12 protein-coding genes are annotated in these 16,726 nt (G+C 71.8%); 8 read left to right on the top strand and 4 right to left on the bottom strand.

Going from position 1 to position 16,726, the window contains the following annotated elements; all coding sequences use genetic code 11:
* Together AB0F10_RS36765 and ilvD are read right to left on the bottom strand one after the other, a co-directional pair.
* Window positions 1-1,390, bottom strand: a 1,390-nt coding sequence (locus AB0F10_RS36765; protein ID WP_360636191.1) for a methionine--tRNA ligase, incomplete at its 3' end; no start/stop codon positions are given.
* A gap of 277 nt (window positions 1,391-1,667) precedes the next feature.
* Window positions 1,668-3,515, bottom strand: coding sequence for a dihydroxy-acid dehydratase (ilvD, locus tag AB0F10_RS36770; protein ID WP_360636194.1), 1,848 nt, complete (start codon window positions 3,513-3,515; stop codon window positions 1,668-1,670).
* 164 nt (window positions 3,516-3,679) lie between these two features.
* Between ilvD and AB0F10_RS36775 the strand changes: the two genes are divergently transcribed.
* The 5 genes from AB0F10_RS36775 to mpgS all read left to right on the top strand — a co-directional run bounded on the left by AB0F10_RS36775 (window position 3,680) and on the right by mpgS (window position 11,088).
* Window positions 3,680-6,046, top strand: a complete 2,367-nt coding sequence (locus tag AB0F10_RS36775; RefSeq protein WP_360636218.1) for an EAL domain-containing protein — start codon at window positions 3,680-3,682, stop codon at window positions 6,044-6,046.
* 162 nt (window positions 6,047-6,208) lie between these two features.
* Window positions 6,209-8,041, top strand: coding sequence for an acetolactate synthase large subunit (locus AB0F10_RS36780; protein ID WP_360636197.1), 1,833 nt, complete (start codon window positions 6,209-6,211; stop codon window positions 8,039-8,041).
* 37 nt (window positions 8,042-8,078) lie between these two features.
* Window positions 8,079-8,594: an acetolactate synthase small subunit gene (ilvN, locus tag AB0F10_RS36785; protein WP_023561968.1), complete on the top strand. Its 516-nt coding sequence runs from the start codon at window positions 8,079-8,081 to the stop codon at window positions 8,592-8,594.
* A 35-nt stretch (window positions 8,595-8,629) separates the two neighbouring features.
* Window positions 8,630-9,643, top strand: a complete 1,014-nt coding sequence (gene ilvC / locus AB0F10_RS36790; RefSeq protein WP_360636200.1) for a ketol-acid reductoisomerase — start codon at window positions 8,630-8,632, stop codon at window positions 9,641-9,643.
* A gap of 182 nt (window positions 9,644-9,825) precedes the next feature.
* Window positions 9,826-11,088 (top strand): mannosyl-3-phosphoglycerate synthase, encoded by a 1,263-nt coding sequence (gene mpgS / locus AB0F10_RS36795; RefSeq protein WP_360636203.1) that lies wholly within the window; start codon window positions 9,826-9,828, stop codon window positions 11,086-11,088.
* Window positions 11,089-11,097: 9 nt separating this feature from the next.
* Here the strand turns inward: mpgS and AB0F10_RS36800 are convergent, their stop codons facing one another.
* A complete protein-coding gene (locus tag AB0F10_RS36800) occupies window positions 11,098-11,802 on the bottom strand; it encodes a hypothetical protein (RefSeq protein ID WP_360636206.1) in 705 nt (234 codons plus the stop codon).
* Between the two features lie 172 nt (window positions 11,803-11,974).
* Between AB0F10_RS36800 and serA the strand changes: the two genes are divergently transcribed.
* Window positions 11,975-13,576 carry a phosphoglycerate dehydrogenase gene (gene serA / locus AB0F10_RS36805; RefSeq protein WP_360636209.1) on the top strand — a complete coding sequence of 534 codons (1,602 nt, stop codon included), beginning with the start codon at window positions 11,975-11,977 and terminating at the stop codon, window positions 13,574-13,576.
* Here the strand turns inward: serA and AB0F10_RS36810 are convergent.
* On the bottom strand, window positions 13,573-13,935 hold the full coding sequence (locus AB0F10_RS36810) for a hypothetical protein (protein WP_360636212.1): 363 nt from the start codon (window positions 13,933-13,935) through the stop codon (window positions 13,573-13,575). The genes serA and AB0F10_RS36810 overlap by 4 nt on opposite strands.
* Before the next feature lie 351 nt (window positions 13,936-14,286).
* Between AB0F10_RS36810 and AB0F10_RS36815 the strand changes: the two genes are divergently transcribed.
* Window positions 14,287-15,324, top strand: coding sequence for a 3-isopropylmalate dehydrogenase (locus AB0F10_RS36815; protein ID WP_360636221.1), 1,038 nt, complete (start codon window positions 14,287-14,289; stop codon window positions 15,322-15,324).
* 157 nt (window positions 15,325-15,481) lie between these two features.
* Complete coding sequence (locus AB0F10_RS36820; RefSeq protein ID WP_360636215.1) at window positions 15,482-16,579, top strand: branched-chain amino acid aminotransferase; 1,098 nt, start codon at window positions 15,482-15,484, stop codon at window positions 16,577-16,579.
* The last annotated feature ends 147 nt before the right edge of the window (window positions 16,580-16,726 follow it).

Below are 16,726 nucleotides of genomic sequence, written 5' to 3' on the forward strand. Positions count from 1 at the left end.
GGCCCCCGCCGCCCCGCCGGGGGACCCGGGGGGGGGGCGGCCCCGCGGAGCACAACTGCTCGCGCAGGCGCTCGGCGCCGGAGGGTATGAACGGCCGCAGTTCGTCGGCCAGCACCCGGCAGATGCCGAGCAGCTCGGCGAGCACCGGCGCCGGATCGGCGGCCTTCCAGGGCTGTCGCGCCTCGATCAGCCGGTTGCCGCGGTCGACCTCGGCCCACACGGCGCCGGTGGCCGCGCGGAAGTCGGCCCGGGCGAGCGCGGCGTCGACGCGGCCGGCGAGATCGGACCCGGCCGCGGCGGGTCCGACGTCGTGCCTGCGCGCGAGGGTCAGCGTGCGGTTGACCAGGTTGCCGACGCCGTTGGCCAGGTCGCGGTCGGCGCGGTCGACCAGCCGCCGCTCGGTGAAGTCCGTGTCGCCGACGGGTGCGGGCTCGCGCAGCAGCCACCAGCGCAGCGCGTCCACGCCGTACCGGTCGATCAGTGCGACCGGGTCGACGGCGTTGCCGGCGGTCTTGGAGAGCTTCGCGCCGTCCACGGTCAGGTAGTCGTGCACGAGGATCGCCGTCGGCAGCGGCAGCCCGGCGGAGAGCAGCAGCGCGAGCCAGTGGACGGCGTGGAAGCGCACGATGCCCTTGCCGATCACGTGCACCCGCTCGCTCGAGCCGGCCCACCAGCGCCGGTAGGCTTCGTCGTCGCCGAGGGCGGTGACGTAGTTGGCAAGCGCGTCCCACCAGACGTAGATGACCTGGTCCGGGTCGCCGGGCACCGCGATGCCCCAGCCGCCGGCCCGCGCCGCCGGCCGCGAGACGCTGATGTCGCGCAGCCCGGCGCGGACGAAGGTGAGCACCTCGTTGCGCCGCGGCGCGGGCTCGATGCGGACCCGGCCCGACTCCAGCGCGTCGAGAATCCGCTTCTCGTACCGCGACAGCCGGAAGAACCAGTTCGTCTCCGACACCGTCTCGGGTGCCGCCGGATGCTCGGGGCAGCCGGCGCCGTCCAGGAACTGCTCGCAGCCGGCGCAGTACCTCCCGGTGTAGCCGCGGCGGTAGAAGTCGGCCGCGGACCGCCGCCACAGCGCGGTCACGCCCGGCGCGTGCCGGGGGTCGGAGCCGGTACGGAGGAAGTCGTCGAACGACAGGTCGAGCGGCCCGCGCAGCGCGGCGAAGCGGTCGCCGTTCGCGGTGACGAACGCGGCGACGTCGACGCCGGCGGCCCGGGCGGCGGTGACGTTCTTGAGCGCGTTGTCGTCGGTGCCGGTGAGGAAGCGGACGTCCTCGCCGCGCAGCCGGCGGTGGCGGGCGAGCACGTCGGCCTGCACGAGTTCGAGCGCGTGGCCCAGGTGCGGCGCGGCGTTCACGTACGGGATGGCGGTGGTGACGTAGAAGGTCATGGCTCTCCTGCGCCCCGCCCCGGCCGGTCGTCCCCGCACGAAGGCAGGGACTTGATCGGTGGTGGCTACCGCACGCCGAACGGCCCCGCGAGGGGGCGCTTCATCGACCGGCGGCGTGGCTGCATGGGTGTCATGCTCCCAGCGTGCGCGGCGCCGGGCGAGTCGTTTTCGGCCGCGCGACCCGCGACCCGGCCGGCGCACGCCCGAACCGGCCCGCCCCGCGGGAAGCTTCGTGCGGGGCGGCCGGTCGAGCGGGTGTGCGCGTACGGGATGGGTCTTATTCGGGGACCCGGCGGTAGGCGCCGTCGCTGGCGCTGGTCGCCATCGAGGCGTAGGCGCGAAGCGCCGCCGAGACCGGGCGCTGCCGGTCGGCCGGCGTGTAGGGCTTGGCGCGGCGCTCCTGCTCGTGGCGGCGCTGCGCCAGGTCCTCGTCCGAGACGTTCAGGGTGATCGTCCGGCCGGGGATGTCGATGGTGATCTCGTCACCGTTCTCGATCAGGGCGATCAGGCCGCCCGAGGCCGCCTCCGGGGAGACGTGCCCGATGGACAGCCCCGAGGTGCCGCCGGAGAAGCGGCCGTCCGTGATCAGCGCGCAGGCCTTGCCCAGGCCGCGGCCCTTCAGGAACGACGTCGGGTAGAGCATCTCCTGCATGCCGGGGCCGCCGCGCGGGCCCTCGTAGCGGATGACCACCACGTCGCCGGCGACGACCCGCTTGCCGAGGATGCCGTCGACCGCCGCGTCCTGGCTCTCGAAGACGCGGGCCGGCCCGCTGAACTTCCACAGCTCCTCCGCCACGCCGGCGGTCTTCACCACGCAGCCGTCCGGCGCCAGGTTGCCGAAGAGGATCGCGAGGCCGCCGTCGACGGTGTAGGCGTGCTCGACCGACCGGATGCAGCCCTCGGCCGCGTCCGTGTCGAGCGTCGCCCAGCGGTTGGTCGTGGAGAACGGCTGGGTGGTGCGGACGCCGCCCGGCGCGGCGTGGAAGAGCTCGAGCGCCGCCTCGCTCGGGCTGCCGCTGCGGATGTCCCACTCCTGCAGCCAGCCGTCCAGGTCGGTGGAGTGCACGGAGCGCACGTTGCGGTGCAGCGCGCCGCCGCGGTTGAGCTCGCCGAGCAGCGCGGGGATGCCGCCGGCCCGGTGCACGTCCTCCATGTGGTATTTCGGGCTGTTGGGGGCGACCTTCGACAGGCAGGGCACCCGGCGCGAGACCGCGTCGATGTCCGCGACGCTGAAGTCGATCTCGGCCTCGCGGGCCGCGGCCAGCAGGTGCAGCACGGTGTTGGTCGAGCCGCCCATCGCCACGTCGAGGGCGACCGCGTTCTCGAACGCGTCGCGGCTCGCGATGGCGCGCGGGAGCACGGACTCGTCGTCGCCGTCGTAATACGACCGGGCCAGGTCGACGATCAGCGCGCCGGCGCGCTCGAAGAGCGCCTTGCGGGCCGCGTGCGTCGCCAGCGTCGAGCCGTTGCCGGGCAGGGCCAGGCCGATCGCCTCGGTCAGACAGTTCATCGAGTTGGCCGTGAACATGCCGGAGCAGGAGCCGCAGGTCGGGCACGCGGACCGCTCGATGGTGGCGAGCTGCTCGTCGGTGACGTTGTCGTTGGCGGCGGCGCTCATCGCGTCGACCAGGTCGAGCTTCTCGTGCACGACGCCCTCGATGGCGATCGTCTTGCCGGCCTCCATCGGGCCGCCCGAGACGAAGACCGTCGGGATGTTGAGCCGCAGCGCGGCCAGCAGCATGCCGGGGGTGATCTTGTCGCAGTTCGAGATGCAGACCAGGGCGTCGGCGCAGTGCGCGTTCACCATGTATTCCACCGCGTCGGCGATCAGCTCGCGGCTGGGCAGCGAGTAGAGCATGCCGCCGTGGCCCATCGCGATGCCGTCGTCCACGGCGATCGTGTTGAACTCGCGTCCGATGCCGCCGGCCGCGAACACCGCGTCGGCGACGAGGCCGCCCATGTCCTTGAGGTGGACGTGGCCGGGCACGAATTGGGTGAAGCTGTTGGCGATGGCGACGATCGGCTTGCCGAAATCGTCGTCCGTCATGCCGGTGGCGCGCCACAGGGCGCGCGCGCCGGCCATCGTCCGTCCGTGGGTCGAGGTCCGGGAGCGCAGCTCAGGCATTACTACATTCTGCCACCGCCGTTGCGGACCGCCTCCGCGCCGGGCAGCGCCCCGTCCACAGCGCGGGACGGTGAAGGTGAGTTTCGGTTCGAAACCGGTCGATCGGTCATCTCCCGAAAAGCCGTTCAGTACGGCAGAGTGTTCCCGTGCACTCACCGTCCGGCGTGGAGCTGGCCGGGCTGGCGAGCCTCCTGGTCGCGGTCCCGGCCGTCGCGCTGCTGGCCAACTCCGGCCGCCGGCACACCGGCGCCGCCCGCCGCGCCCACCTGCTGCTCGCCGCGGGCGCCGCCATCACCACGGCCGCCGCGCTGGCCGGACTGCTCAGCGACCTGTTCCTGGCGCAGCGGCCGGCGCAGCTCGGCTCGGCCGTCGCCGTCGCGATGGCGCTCGGCACGTCCACGCTGCTGGCGGGCACGCTCGTGCTGCCCGGCGCCGCGGAGAACGCCGGCGCGGCGTGGCGGCACCTGCTCGACGGCTGCGTCGTCGGCGCGGGGCTCTGGTTCGTCGGCTGGGTGCTGCTCTCCGAGCCGACCCGGATCCTCGGCGACCGCACGCCGGCGTCCGGCCTGTCCATCCTGATACCGGCGGGCGTCGCGTCGATCGCGACCGGGCTGACCGCGGTGCTGGCCGTGCACGCGCACCGGCCCCGGCACATCACGGTCCGGGTGGCGGCCGGGGTCACGCTGGTCGCCGTCGCGGCGACCGCCGTCTCCAGCGGGATCTGCCGCAGCTGGCCGGGCATCGTGCTGCTCGGCGCCGTGCTGCTGCCGGCGGGGCTCGTCGTGGTGGCCCACGCCGTCAAGATCGCCGACCGGCCGGTCGAGGTCCGGGGCGACATCACCCAGCGCAACACCGGCTACGCGTTCGTGCCGATGTCCGCAATGGTCGGCGCGCTCGGCTACCACCTCGCCGCCGGCGGCGTCTTCGACGTGTTCGGCTTCCTGGGCTTCAGCGTCGAGGGCTTCGCGCTGGTGGCCCGGCAGTACCTGGCGCTGGCCGACGTCAAGAGCTACACGCTGCGGCTGCGCCACCGGGAATCGCACTTCCGCGAGCTGGCGCACACCGACCCGCTGACCCGGCTGGCCAACCGCCGCGGCCTGGTCCGGGCGCTGCGCGAGCCCGCCGCCCGGGAGCGGCCGCGGGTGCTGATCGGCCTCGACCTGGACGGCTTCAAGAACGTCAACGACATGCGCGGGCACGACGTCGGCGACGCGGTGCTCGTCGAGGTCGGCGAGCGGCTGCGCGCCAACCTGCGCGACGGCGACGTGGCGGCGCGGCTCGGCGGCGACGAGTTCGCCGTGCTCATGTGGGCCACGCCCGAGGAGGCGATGCTCGCCGGCAAGCGGCTGCTCGCGGTGCTCGGCGAGCCCTACGACACCGAGGACGGCTCGGTCTTCCTGTCCGCGAGCGTCGGCGTCGCCGGCTCGCCCGCGCCGGGCGACACCGGCGAGCTGATGCGCGACGCCGACCTGGCGCTGCGCTATGCGAAGCAGCGCGGCAAGAACCGGGTCGAGCGCTATCAGCGGCGCTACGACGAGCTGCTGCGCCGGCACAGCGTGCTGGAGAGCGAGCTGCGCCACGCCATCGAGCGCGAGCAGCTGCGGCTGGTCTTCCAGCCGGTGGTGGCGCTGCCCTCGATGCGGCCGGTCGGCGCCGAGGCGCTGCTGCGCTGGCACCACCCCGAGCTGGGCGCGGTCCGGCCCGACGAGTTCATCCCGGTCGCCGAGGAGTCCGGCCTGATCAGCATGATCGGCTCCTGGGTGCTCGACCAGGCGTGCCGGCAGCTGTCCCACTGGCTGGCGGTCGGCCACGACGTCTGGGTGTCGGTGAACCTCTCGCCCAAGGAGCTGCACGCGGCCGACTACGCGGGCCAGGTCGCCGGCGTGCTCGAGAAGTACGGCGTGCCGCCGCAGCGCCTCGTGCTCGAGGTGACCGAGCACGCCGTGGCGACCGACATGGACGAGCTCATCCGGCGGCTGGCCGAGCTGCGCTCCACCGGCGTGCGGATCGCGCTCGACGACTTCGGCGCCGGGTATTCCTCGCTCGGGCAGCTGCGCAACCTGCCGGTGGACATCCTGAAGATCGACCACGCGCTGGTCGCCGAGCCGGAGTCGCGGACGGGCACGGCCGCGCCGCTCGTCGACGTCGTCGTGCGGCTCGGCCACCGGCTCGGGCTCGAGGTGCTGGCCGAGGGGATCGGCACGCCGGCGCAGCGGGCGATCGTCGAGGAGGCCGGCTGCCGGCTCGGGCAGGGCTCGCTGTTCGGGTGGGGCGTGCCCGCCGAGCACCTCGAGGCGCAGCTGGAGACCGCCCGTTCCTCGGGCGCCCGGCTGGTGCCGGTGCAGCGCGCCCGCCCGGCGACGCCGCCCAGCGCGCCGGCGCGCAGCCAAGTGATCATGCTCGGCCCGGGGATGCGGCAGGTCAGGGCGCTCCTGCCCACCGATCCGGCCTTCTCTGACGAGGAAGTTTCGCGGACGGGTGACCAGGATGTGAGATCAGTTGACGCACCCCGTGAGATGGGGCAGTCTTAGCCGCATGTGCTTGTCGTCCCGAGTACTTATGTGAGCGCACTCTCCCTCCACTAGGAGTGAGGAGAGTGCGCTAGGTCCCGTGCTTCGGCACGAGGACCTTTTTTGTTGCTCGCATAACTCGACGAACCGGCCCGCCGATCCCGAACGAAGGTCTGAATCGCCATGACGAGACCCACACCCGAGACCCTCGCCAACCGTGCCACCCCGGCCACCGTCGCGGCGGCTGCCGGCGCCCCGGCCGTAGTCACGGTGTCACCGACCCCCGCCAGCGGGGCCGGTTCGCTCGTGCGGTCGCTCGAGGCGCTCGGCGTCGAGGTGGCGTTCGGCATCCCGGGCGGGGCGATCCTGCCCGCCTACGACCCGCTGTACGACTCCAAGGTCCGGCACATCCTGGTCCGCCACGAGCAGGGCGCGGGGCACGCCGCCACCGGCTACGCGCAGGCCACCGGCAAGGTCGGCGTCTGCATCGCCACCTCCGGGCCGGGCGCGACGAACCTCGTCACCCCGATCGCCGACGCCTACATGGACTCGGTGCCGATCGTCGCGATCACCGGCCAGGTGGCCCGGCCCGCGATCGGCACGGACGCCTTCCAGGAGGCGGACATCCAGGGCATCACGCTGCCGATCACGAAGCACAACTTCCTGATCCAGACGCCCGACGAGATCCCGCAGATCATGGCGGAGGCGTTCCACCTCGCCTCCTCCGGACGCCCCGGGCCGGTGCTCGTCGACATCCCGAAGGACGTGCTGCAGGCGGCGACCACCTTCGCCTGGCCGCCCACGCTGGACCTGCCCGGCTACCGCCCGACCCTGCACCCGCACGGCAAGCAGATCCGCGAGGCGGCCCGGCTGATCGCCGCCGCCAAGCGCCCGGTGCTGTACGTGGGCGGCGGCGTGCTCAAGGCCGGCGCCACCGACGGGCTGCGCAAGCTCGCCGAGCTGACCGGCATCCCGGTCGTCACCACGCTGATGGCGCTCGGCGCGTTCCCCGACTCGCACCCGCAGCACCTGGGCATGCCCGGCATGCACGGCACGGTCCCGGCCGTGTACGCGCTGCAGAAGGCGGACCTGCTGGTCACGCTCGGCGCCCGCTTCGACGACCGGGTCACCGGCAAGCTCGACTCGTTCGCCCCCGAGGCGAAGATCGTGCACGCCGACATCGACCCCGCCGAGATCGGCAAGAACCGGCACGCGGACGTCCCGATCGTCGGCGACGCGCGGCACGTCATCGACGAGCTGATCGCGGCGGTCTCCGGCACCGCGGCCGGCACGGCCGCGTACGAGGCCTGGTGGGCGCAGCTCGACGACCTGCGCCGGCGCTACCCGCTGGGCTACGACGAGCCGACCGACGGCACCCTCGCCCCGCAGTACGTGATCGAGCGGATCGGCGAGCTGGTCGGCCCGGACGCGGTCTACGTGGCCGGCGTCGGCCAGCACCAGATGTGGGCGTCCCAGTTCATCCGGTACGAGAAGCCGGGCACCTGGCTCAACTCGGGCGGCGCCGGGACCATGGGCTACGCGGTGCCCGCCGCGATGGGCGCCAAGGTCGGCCGGCCCGACACCCAGGTGTGGGCGATCGACGGCGACGGCTGCTTCCAGATGACCAACCAGGAGCTCGCCACCTGCGCGCTGGAGGGCATCCCGGTCAAGATCGCGGTCATCAACAACGGCAACCTGGGCATGGTCCGGCAGTGGCAGACCCTGTTCTACGAGGGCCGCTACTCCAACACCGAGCTGGGCACCCACAAGCACCGCATCCCGGACTTCGTGAAGCTCGCCGAGGCGCTGGGCTGTGTCGGCCTGCGCTGCGAGAGCAAGGCGGACGTGGACGCGACGATCAAGGCGGCCCTGGAGATCAACGACCGGCCGGTGGTCATCGACTTCACGGTCGGCAAGGACGCCATGGTCTGGCCGATGGTCGCCGCCGGCACCAGCAACGACGAGATCATGTTCGCCCGGGACGTGCGCCCGAGCTTCGACGAGGACGACCTCTAACCATGATCGGCTACGGGATCGGATGGAAATGACGACCATGAACAAGCACACGCTGTCCGTGCTCGTGGAGAACAAGCCCGGCGTGCTCGCCCGGGTCTCGGGCCTCTTCTCGCGGCGGAGCTTCAACATCGATTCGCTGGCGGTAGGCGAGACGGAGAACCCGGACGTCTCCCGCATCACGATCGTGGTCAACGCCGACTCCTCACCCCTGGAGCAGGTGACCAAGCAGCTCAACAAGCTGGTGAACGTCCTGAAGATCGTCGAGCTGGACCCGCAGCAGTCGGTGCAGCGCGAGCTCCTGCTGGTCAAGGTGCGGGCCGACCGCACCGTGCGCGGGCAGGTCCTCGAGACGGTCGAGCTGTTCAGGGCGAAGGTGATCGACGTCGCTCCGGACACCCTCACGATCGAGGCGACCGGCAACCCCGACAAACTGGACGCGCTGCTGCGCGATCTCGAGCCGTACGGGATCAAGGAAATGGTCCAGTCCGGGCTGGTCGCCATCGGCCGAGGCTCGCGCTCGATCACCACCGGCCCCGCCCTGCGCGCGGCCTGACCAAACTGAAGTCTCAGATCTCAAGTGAGGAACTCATGACCGCGGAAGTGTTCTACGACGACGACGCCGACCTGTCCATCATCCAGGGACGCAAGGTCGCCGTTATCGGGTACGGCAGCCAGGGCCACGCCCACTCGCTGTCGCTGCGCGACTCGGGCGTCGACGTGGTGGTCGGCCTGAAGGAGGGCTCGAAGAGCCGGGCCAAGGCCGAGGAGCAGGGCCTGCGGGTGCTGACGCCCGCCGAGGCGTCCGCCTGGGCCGACGTCATCATGGTGCTCGCGCCCGACACCGCCCAGCGGAAGATCTACAACGAGTCGATCGCCCCGAATCTGTCCGCCGGCAAGGCGCTCTTCTTCGGCCACGGCCTCAACATCCGCTTCGAGCTGATCAAGCCGCCGGCCGACGTCGACGTGGCCATGGTCGCCCCGAAGGGCCCGGGCCACCTGGTCCGCCGCCAGTACGTGGACGGCAAGGGCGTTCCGGCCCTGATCGCGGTGGAGCAGGACGCGAGCGGCGCCGCGCAGGCGCTGGCCCTCTCCTACGCGAAGGCGATCGGCGGCACCCGCGCCGGCGTCATCAAGACCACGTTCAAGGAGGAGACGGAGACCGACCTGTTCGGCGAGCAGGCCGTGCTCTGCGGCGGCACGGCCGCGCTGGTGCAGACCGGCTTCGAGGTGCTCACCGAGGCGGGCTACGCCCCGGAGATCGCCTACTTCGAGTGCCTGCACGAGCTCAAGCTGATCGTCGACCTCATGTACGAGGGCGGCATCTCCCGGATGCGCTACAGCGTCTCGGACACCGCCGAGTTCGGCGACTACGTCAGCGGCCCGCGGGTGATCAACGCCGGCGTCAAGCAGGAGATGAAGAAGATCCTCGCCGAGATCCAGTCCGGCGAGTTCACCAAGGCGCTCATCGCCGACGACGAGGCGGGCGGCCCGGCCCTGGCCCAGTACCGCAAGGAAGGCGCCGAGCACCCGATCGAGGTCACCGGCCGGAAGCTGCGCGGCATGATGAGCTGGGTCGACCGGCCCATCACCGAAACGGCCTGACCTTTTCCCACCGGTAAGCATGCCGGGCCGGTGCGCCGCAAGGCTCACCGGCCCGGTTTTTTGCGTGACCAATCGACTACCTGAAACGTCGGCGTTACGTCCCGCTTACCAAAACGACGTCGTCATCGAATTGTGTACTGTTCGGACTCCGCTGGGCCGATGTCAGGCGGTACATTCCCGGTATGCGACTGGCTGATTCTTTCCGGAGTGAGCGCTTCGGCGCGGTCCGGATTCATGAGCTGCAGAGGGTGATCGAGCTCGACTCGGGCGCCCTGCACGATGCCGGCCGGCCCAGTCTTTCGGCTGGTAGCAGGGTCGTGCCACCCGAAGCATTGCGCGCTATCGAGTCGCAAATGGTAATCGTCGTCCCCTGCATGAATGAGACGCGAAGCGTCGTTGAAGGCGTGCTCTCCGGAATTCCCCACGACTGCCTCATTGTGCTGGTCTCCAACAGCGACAAGCTGCCGGTCGACAGCTACGAGAGCGAGGCGCAGACGCTCGAGCAGTTCTGCCGGCTGGCCGGCCGGTCGGCTGTCAGCGTCCATCAAAGGGATCCCGGACTGGCGGCCGCATTCAAGGCCGCGGGGATGGAGGAGTTGATCGGCGAGGACGGCCTGGTGCGCGCCGGCAAGGGCGAGGCGATGCTGATCGGCATGGCCCTGGCGGCGATGACGGGCCGCCGCTACGTGGGCTACGTCGACGCCGACAACTACGTGCCGGGCGCCGTCCACGAGTACTGCAAGGCCTACGCCGCCGGGCTGCACCTGGCCGACAGCCCGTACTCGATGGTCCGGATCTCCTGGCACTCCAAGCCGAAGCTGCGCGACGGCCGGCTGTTCTTCAGCCGCCGGGGCCGCAGCTCGGAGATCACCAACGAGTGGCTCAATCGCTTCCTCGCCGAGTATTCCGGCTTCGGCACGGAGGTGATCGCCACCGGCAACGCCGGCGAGCACGCGATGAGCCTCGACCTGGGCCTCAAGCTGCGGCTGGCCGGCGGTTTCGCCGTCGAGCCGTACGAGTACATGGACCTCTTCGAGCAGTTCGGCGGGGTGCTGGACTGCGCCAGCCCGGACGTCATGAGCAGCTCGGTGCCGGTGCTGCAGATCGAGACCCGCAACCCGCACTTCCACGACAACAAGGGCGAGGAGCACGTGCAGGGCATGCGGATGCAGGCCCTGAACGTCGTCTACCACTCGCCGGTGACCCTGCCGCCGGTGCGCCAGGCGATCATCGATTTCATGGTGGCGCAGGGCGCGCTGGAGATCGGCCAGGAGCCGCCGCGCGAGCGGGTCTACCCGCCCGTCGGCGGCCTCGACCTGGAACTGCTCTACGACGGGCTGGACGCCGAGGCGCTCAGCTTCCGCCAGTTCGACGGCCGGGCGTCGGCGGGCTACACCGCCGCGCCACCGATCGAGCGGGACTCGATTCCCCTCCCGGCTGCCTGAGACGGCCGGTCAGGCCTGTGGCTTCTCCCGGGGCTCGGCCGGCGCGGGCTGCGGTGCCGGGGGCGCGGACCACGCCTGCGCGGCGTCGGGCCAGGCCTGCTGCCGCGGGTACTGGTACTGCGGCGGCGCGCCCCACTGCTGCTGCGGCGGCGGGTGGTGCCCGGCCCAGCCGCCCTGCGGATACCCCGCGGCCGCGGGCGGCGTCGTCAGGTCCTGCAGCCAGTCCCGCTCCGCCTCGGCCCAGACCCGGCGGGCGGCCAGGTAGGGCGGCCCGTGGCCGAACAGCGGCACGAGCAGCACGCCGAGCCCCAGCACGACGGCGAGCACGCCGACCCGCAGGCCGTCGGTGTCCGAGTCGGTGGACACCGCGCTGACCAGGAAGATCAACCCGGCGAGCAGGACCAGGCCGCCGACCGCCATCGGCCCGATCGTGTTGCCGTTGCGCACCATCGACCAGGCGACCGCGGCGACGACGGCGGCGCTCATGGCGAGCCCGGCGGCGCCCAGCCCCTCGGCCGTTGCCTCGCCGACGCCGTCCTCGTAGTACGAGTTGTTCGTGAGGGTCAGCAGGGCGCCGAGCAGCAACAGCAGCGCGACGAGGCCGAGCAGCGACGCGGTGACCGCGACGGCGAAGGGCACCCGTCGCGGCGGCTCGGGAATGGTGGGCCCGAGGTCCTGGTCGGTTTCCTCGGCGTCGGTGGGGGCTTCAGCCATGCCGAGGAGGCTATCGGCAACCCGGCCCACCGGGAGTCCCACGGCGGGCCGGAGGTTTCTCCACTTGTGATGCCGGTCACCGTAGGATGACGGCCCGCCCAGGTCGCCGGTCCGCCTAGGATCGCTGAAAGGTCCGGCGGCCGGCCGCCCGCGAGACAAGCTGTGGAGACATATGACTCCCGTAGTACTGATCGCTGAGGAACTGGCCCCCGCCGCCATCGACGTGCTGGCACACGACTTCGACGTCCGTCACGTCGACGGCACCGATCGCGCGACGCTGCTCGCGGCGCTCGCCGACGCGGACGCGATCATCGTCCGCAGTGCCACCCAGGTCGACGCCGAGGCGGTCGCCGCCGCGCCGCGGCTGAAGGTCATCGCCCGCGCCGGCGTCGGCCTCGACAACGTCGACGTGCCCGCCGCCACCGGGCGCGGCGTCATGGTGGTCAACGCGCCGACCTCCAACATCGTCTCGGCCGCCGAGCAGGCGATCGCGCTGTTGCTGGCCGTCGCCCGGCACACCGCCAGCGCCAGCACCTCGCTCAAGAACGGCGAGTGGAAGCGGAAGAAATACACCGGCGTCGAGGTGCAGGGCAAGACCGTCGGCGTCGTCGGGCTGGGCCGCATCGGCGTGCTCTTCGCGCAGCGGATGGCCGCGTTCGGGACCCGGTTGATCGCCTACGACCCCTACATCCAGCCGGCCCGGGCCGCGCAGCTCGGCGTGCGGCTGGTCGGCCTCGACGAGCTGCTGCGCGAGAGCGACTTCATCTCGGTGCACCTGCCGCGCACCGCCGAGACGCTCGGGCTGATCGGCGAGAAGGAACTGGCCACGGTCAAGCCCGGGGTGCGGATCGTCAACGCGGCCCGCGGCGGCCTGATCGACGAGCGGGCGCTGGCCGAGGCGCTGGCCGAGGGCCGGGTCGCCGGCGCCGGGATCGACGTGTTCGTGACCGAGCCGACCACCGACTCGCCGCTGTTCGCCTTCGACAACGTGGTGGTCACCCCGCACCTGGGCGCCTCGACCGCCGAGGCGCAGGACAAGGCCGGCCTGTCGGTCGCCCGCAGCGTCAAGCTGGCGCTGCAGGGCGAGTTCGTGCCCGACGCGGTCAACGTGCAGGCCGGCGGCATCGTCGACGAGGACGTGCGGCCACTGCTGGCGCTCGCCGAGAAGCTCGGCAAGGTCTTCACCGCGGTCGCGGGCGGGATCGCGGCGAGCGTGACCGTCGAGGTGCGCGGCGAGATCGTGTCGCACGACGTCGCGGTGCTCAAGCTCGCCGCGACCAAGGGCCTCTTCACGTCCGTGGTGGAGGAGCAGGTCACCTACGTCAACGCACCGCAGCTCGCCGCCGACCGGGGCGTCGAGGTCGAGCTGATCGTCGACCACGAGATCTCCGATCACCACAACCTGGTGACCGTGCGGGGTGCGCTGCCGGACGGCCGCACGGTGAGCGTGGCGGGCACCGTCACGGGCACGGGCACCCGCGAGGCCCGCAAGCTCACCCAGGTCGACGAGTTCGACCTGGAGATGGACGCCGGCGGCGTGCTGCTGTTCTTCCGCTACGCGGACCGGCCGGGCATGGTCGGCGCGATCGGCACGATCCTGGGCGAGGCGGGCGTCAACATCGCCGCGATGCAGGTGGCCCGGCGCGAGGCGGGCGGCGAGGCGCTGATGGCGCTGACCGTCGACTCGTCGGTGGACGCCGAGCTGTTCTCGGCGGTCGCCGCGGCGGTCGGCACCGCGAAGGGCAGCATCGTGGACCTGCGGGACGAGGACTAGCTGGACTTGACCGGCGGGGGATAGACCGTGCCGTCCTGCAGGTCCAGCAGGTCGAGGTTGAGCTCGCCGGCGAGCCGCTCGATCGTCTCGAGCACCACATCGGGGCAGTTCTCGTCCAGCCGCATGTGAATGTGGTCCGCCGCGGCGTGCAGCGGGGCGCTCGCCCAGGGCGAACCGGCCTGCGTCGCGCGCGGGCCGCGGTCGGGATAGTGGCTGGTCAACGCGTCATAGAAGGCCACGACGCGCGGGTCGGCCGGGCGCTGGGGGTGCTCGCCGCGGGCGCACCGGTCGTTGGCCGCACGCACGTCATCAGGCATGTCCGTGTTGTTCAGGGCCCACACCACGAGGTCGAAACTCACCGGCGCATGGTGCCATACCGTCGGCCAACCGACTCAGTTGTCGCCCCGACACGCGGGGGATGCGTCTTGCGCGACATTAGTCCGCATCGCTAGCGTTGGTCCTGCCGCGCGGGCTACGCGGGCGTGTCTTCGGGTGACACTTCCGTGGTCGCTCCATGCGGTGGATGCACCCCCGGCGGACGCGAGCCACGCGTACCTGTCGTGACAGCCCCCGCGATCGTTGCCGCGATCGGCGGGGGTTGTTCGCGTCCGCACCCCTTAACGACTCCTCACCCACACTGTGGGACCGTTGTGCCAGAGGCCGGGACAGCGGCTAGGGTCATCCGGGTCGTGACTATTGAGGGAGTTGACGTGGCGGTGGCGCGGATCGCGGTGGTGGCCGGAGACGGCATCGGAACCGAGGTGACCGCGCAAGCGTGCAAGGTGATCGAGGCCGTCCTCCCCGGCGTGGAGTTCGACGACTACGACCTGGGCGCCCGCTTCTACAACCGCACCCACGAGGTGCTGCCGCAGGCCATCCAGGACGAGCTCGCGGCGCACGACGCCATCCTGCTCGGCGCCATCGGCGATCCCAGCGTCCCGCCGGGCGTCCTCGAGCGCGGCCTGCTGCTCAAGCTCCGTTTCGACTTCGACCAGTATGTGAACCTGCGCCCGTCCCGGCTCTGGCCCGGCACGACCAGCCCGCTGGCCGGCATCAAGGCCGGCGAGATCGACATGGTCGTGGTCCGCGAGGGCACCGAGGGCCTCTACGTCGGCGCCGGCGGCGTCCTGCACCGGGACACCCCCGCCGAGATCGCCACCGAGGAGAGCCTGAACACCCGGCACGGCGTCGAGCGGGTCATCCGCGACGCCTTCGCCCGCTCGCGGCGCCGCGAGCGCCGCCACCTCACCCTCGTGCACAAGACCAACGTGCTCACCCACGCCGGCGGGCTCTGGGCGCGCACCTTCGCCGCCGTCGCCGCCGAGTTCCCCGACGTGACCACGGAATACCAGCACATCGACGCCGCGAGCATGTTCATGGTGAGCAACCCGCAGCGCTTCGACGTCGTGGTGACCGACAATCTCTTCGGTGACATCCTCACCGACATCGCCGCTGCCGTGACCGGCGGCATCGGCATGGCAGCCAGCGGCTCCGTCAACCCGGAGCGCAAGTACCCCTCGACCTTCGAGCCGGTGCACGGCTCGGCGCCGGACATCGCCGGCCAGGGCATCGCCGACCCGGCGGCCGCCATCCTCTCCGCCTCGATGCTGCTCGAGCACCTCGGTCACGCCGACGAGGCCCGCCGAGTAACCGAGGCGGTCGCGGCCGAGGTCGCGTCCCGCACGCCGGGCGCGCCGCTGCGTACCGCCGAGGTCGGAGACCGGGTCGCCGCCACCGCGGCCGCCTGACCCTCACTCGTCACTCGCCACCCCCGCCGTGCCCCTCGGGCCGGCGGGCGTTGGCGCTCACCCGATGGTCGGCTTTGAACGACCGTTCGGGGTAAGTTCATGGAGCCCTGCGGGTGCTACCTCTTTATTTTTCGTGACAGAAAGCAGGTCAACTGCCATGAGTGGTGGTGACAACCTCGACTTCGAGATCCGTCCGAACCCGGCGCCCGTAAGCGACGCGGAGCGGGCCACGCGGCTCACCAACCCAGGCTTCGGCCGGGTCTTCACCGACCACATGGTCACCATTCGCTATGCGGAAGGCAAGGGCTGGTATGAGCCCAGGGTGGAGGCGCGCGCGCCGATTCCGATGGACCCGGCCTCGGCCGTGCTGCACTACGCACAGGAGATCTTCGAAGGCCTGAAGGCCTACACGACGCCGGACGGCGGCGTGGCGCTGTTCCGCCCGGACGCCAACGCCGCGCGCTTCGGCCAGTCGGCCCAGCGCATGGCGATGCCGGTGGTGCCGCAGGCCGCGTTCCTGGAGTCGCTGCGCCAGCTCATCACGATCGACCGGAAGTGGATTCCGCAGGGCGAGGAGGGCAGCCTCTACCTGCGGCCGTTCGCGTACGCCAGCGAGGTCTTCCTCGGCGTTCGCCCGGCGATGGAGTACCTCTACCTGGTGATCGCCTCGCCGGTGGGCGCCTACTTCAGCGGCGGGGTCAAGCCGGTCACCGTGTGGATCACCCCCGACTACACCCGTGCGGCCCCCGGCGGCACCGGCGCCGCGAAGTGCGGTGGCAACTACGCCGCCGGCCTGTCGGCGCAGGCCGAGGCGATCGAGCACGGCTGCGACCAGGTGGTCTACCTGGACGCGGTCGAGCGCCGCTACGTCGACGAACTCGGCGGGATGAACATCGTCTTCGTGCAGGACGACGGCTCGCTGGTGACGCCGCCGCTGACCGGCACGATCCTGCCCGGCATCACCCGCGACTCGATCCTCACGCTGGCCCGGCGGGCCGGCCGCCGGATCGAGGAGCGGCAGGTCAGCTTCGACGAGTGGCGCGACGGCGCCGCGTCGGGCCGGATCCGCGAGGCGTTCGCGTGCGGCACCGCCGCGGTGATCACGCCGATCGGCACGGTCCGCCACCCGGACGGCGAGTTCATCGTCGCGGACGGCGGCTCGGGCGAGGTCACGATGTCGCTGCGCCAGGAGTTGTCGGACATCCAGCGCGGCCGGGCCGAGGACCCGTTCGGCTGGGTGCACAAGGTTTTCTGAGTTCGATCCGGTCGACGGGCGCCCCCGGGGGGGGCGCCCGGGCCCGGGGGGCCGCCCGGGGTTGGGCCCCGGGGGCCGCGGGCGGGGCGGGGGGCCCCAGCGCCCGGCCGGAACAAAAACCCCCCCCGGCAGGGGGGGCGCGGGCGG

The organism is Actinoplanes sp. NPDC026623 (assembly GCF_040638275.1).
Taxonomy (GTDB): Bacteria; Actinomycetota; Actinomycetes; order Mycobacteriales; family Micromonosporaceae; genus Actinoplanes.

Coding starts and splice junctions, on each gene's coding strand:
- mpgS (WP_360636203.1), top strand. CDS start 9,826: ATGCGACTGGCTGATTCTTTCCGGAGTGAGCGCTTCGGCGCGGTCCGG.
- ilvC (WP_360636200.1), top strand. CDS start 8,630: ATGACCGCGGAAGTGTTCTACGACGACGACGCCGACCTGTCCATCATC.
- serA (WP_360636209.1), top strand. CDS start 11,975: ATGACTCCCGTAGTACTGATCGCTGAGGAACTGGCCCCCGCCGCCATC.
- ilvD (WP_360636194.1), bottom strand. CDS start 3,515: ATGCCTGAGCTGCGCTCCCGGACCTCGACCCACGGACGGACGATGGCC.
- ilvN (WP_023561968.1), top strand. CDS start 8,079: ATGAACAAGCACACGCTGTCCGTGCTCGTGGAGAACAAGCCCGGCGTG.
- AB0F10_RS36780 (WP_360636197.1), top strand. CDS start 6,209: ATGACGAGACCCACACCCGAGACCCTCGCCAACCGTGCCACCCCGGCC.
- AB0F10_RS36820 (WP_360636215.1), top strand. CDS start 15,482: ATGAGTGGTGGTGACAACCTCGACTTCGAGATCCGTCCGAACCCGGCG.
- AB0F10_RS36800 (WP_360636206.1), bottom strand. CDS start 11,802: ATGGCTGAAGCCCCCACCGACGCCGAGGAAACCGACCAGGACCTCGGG.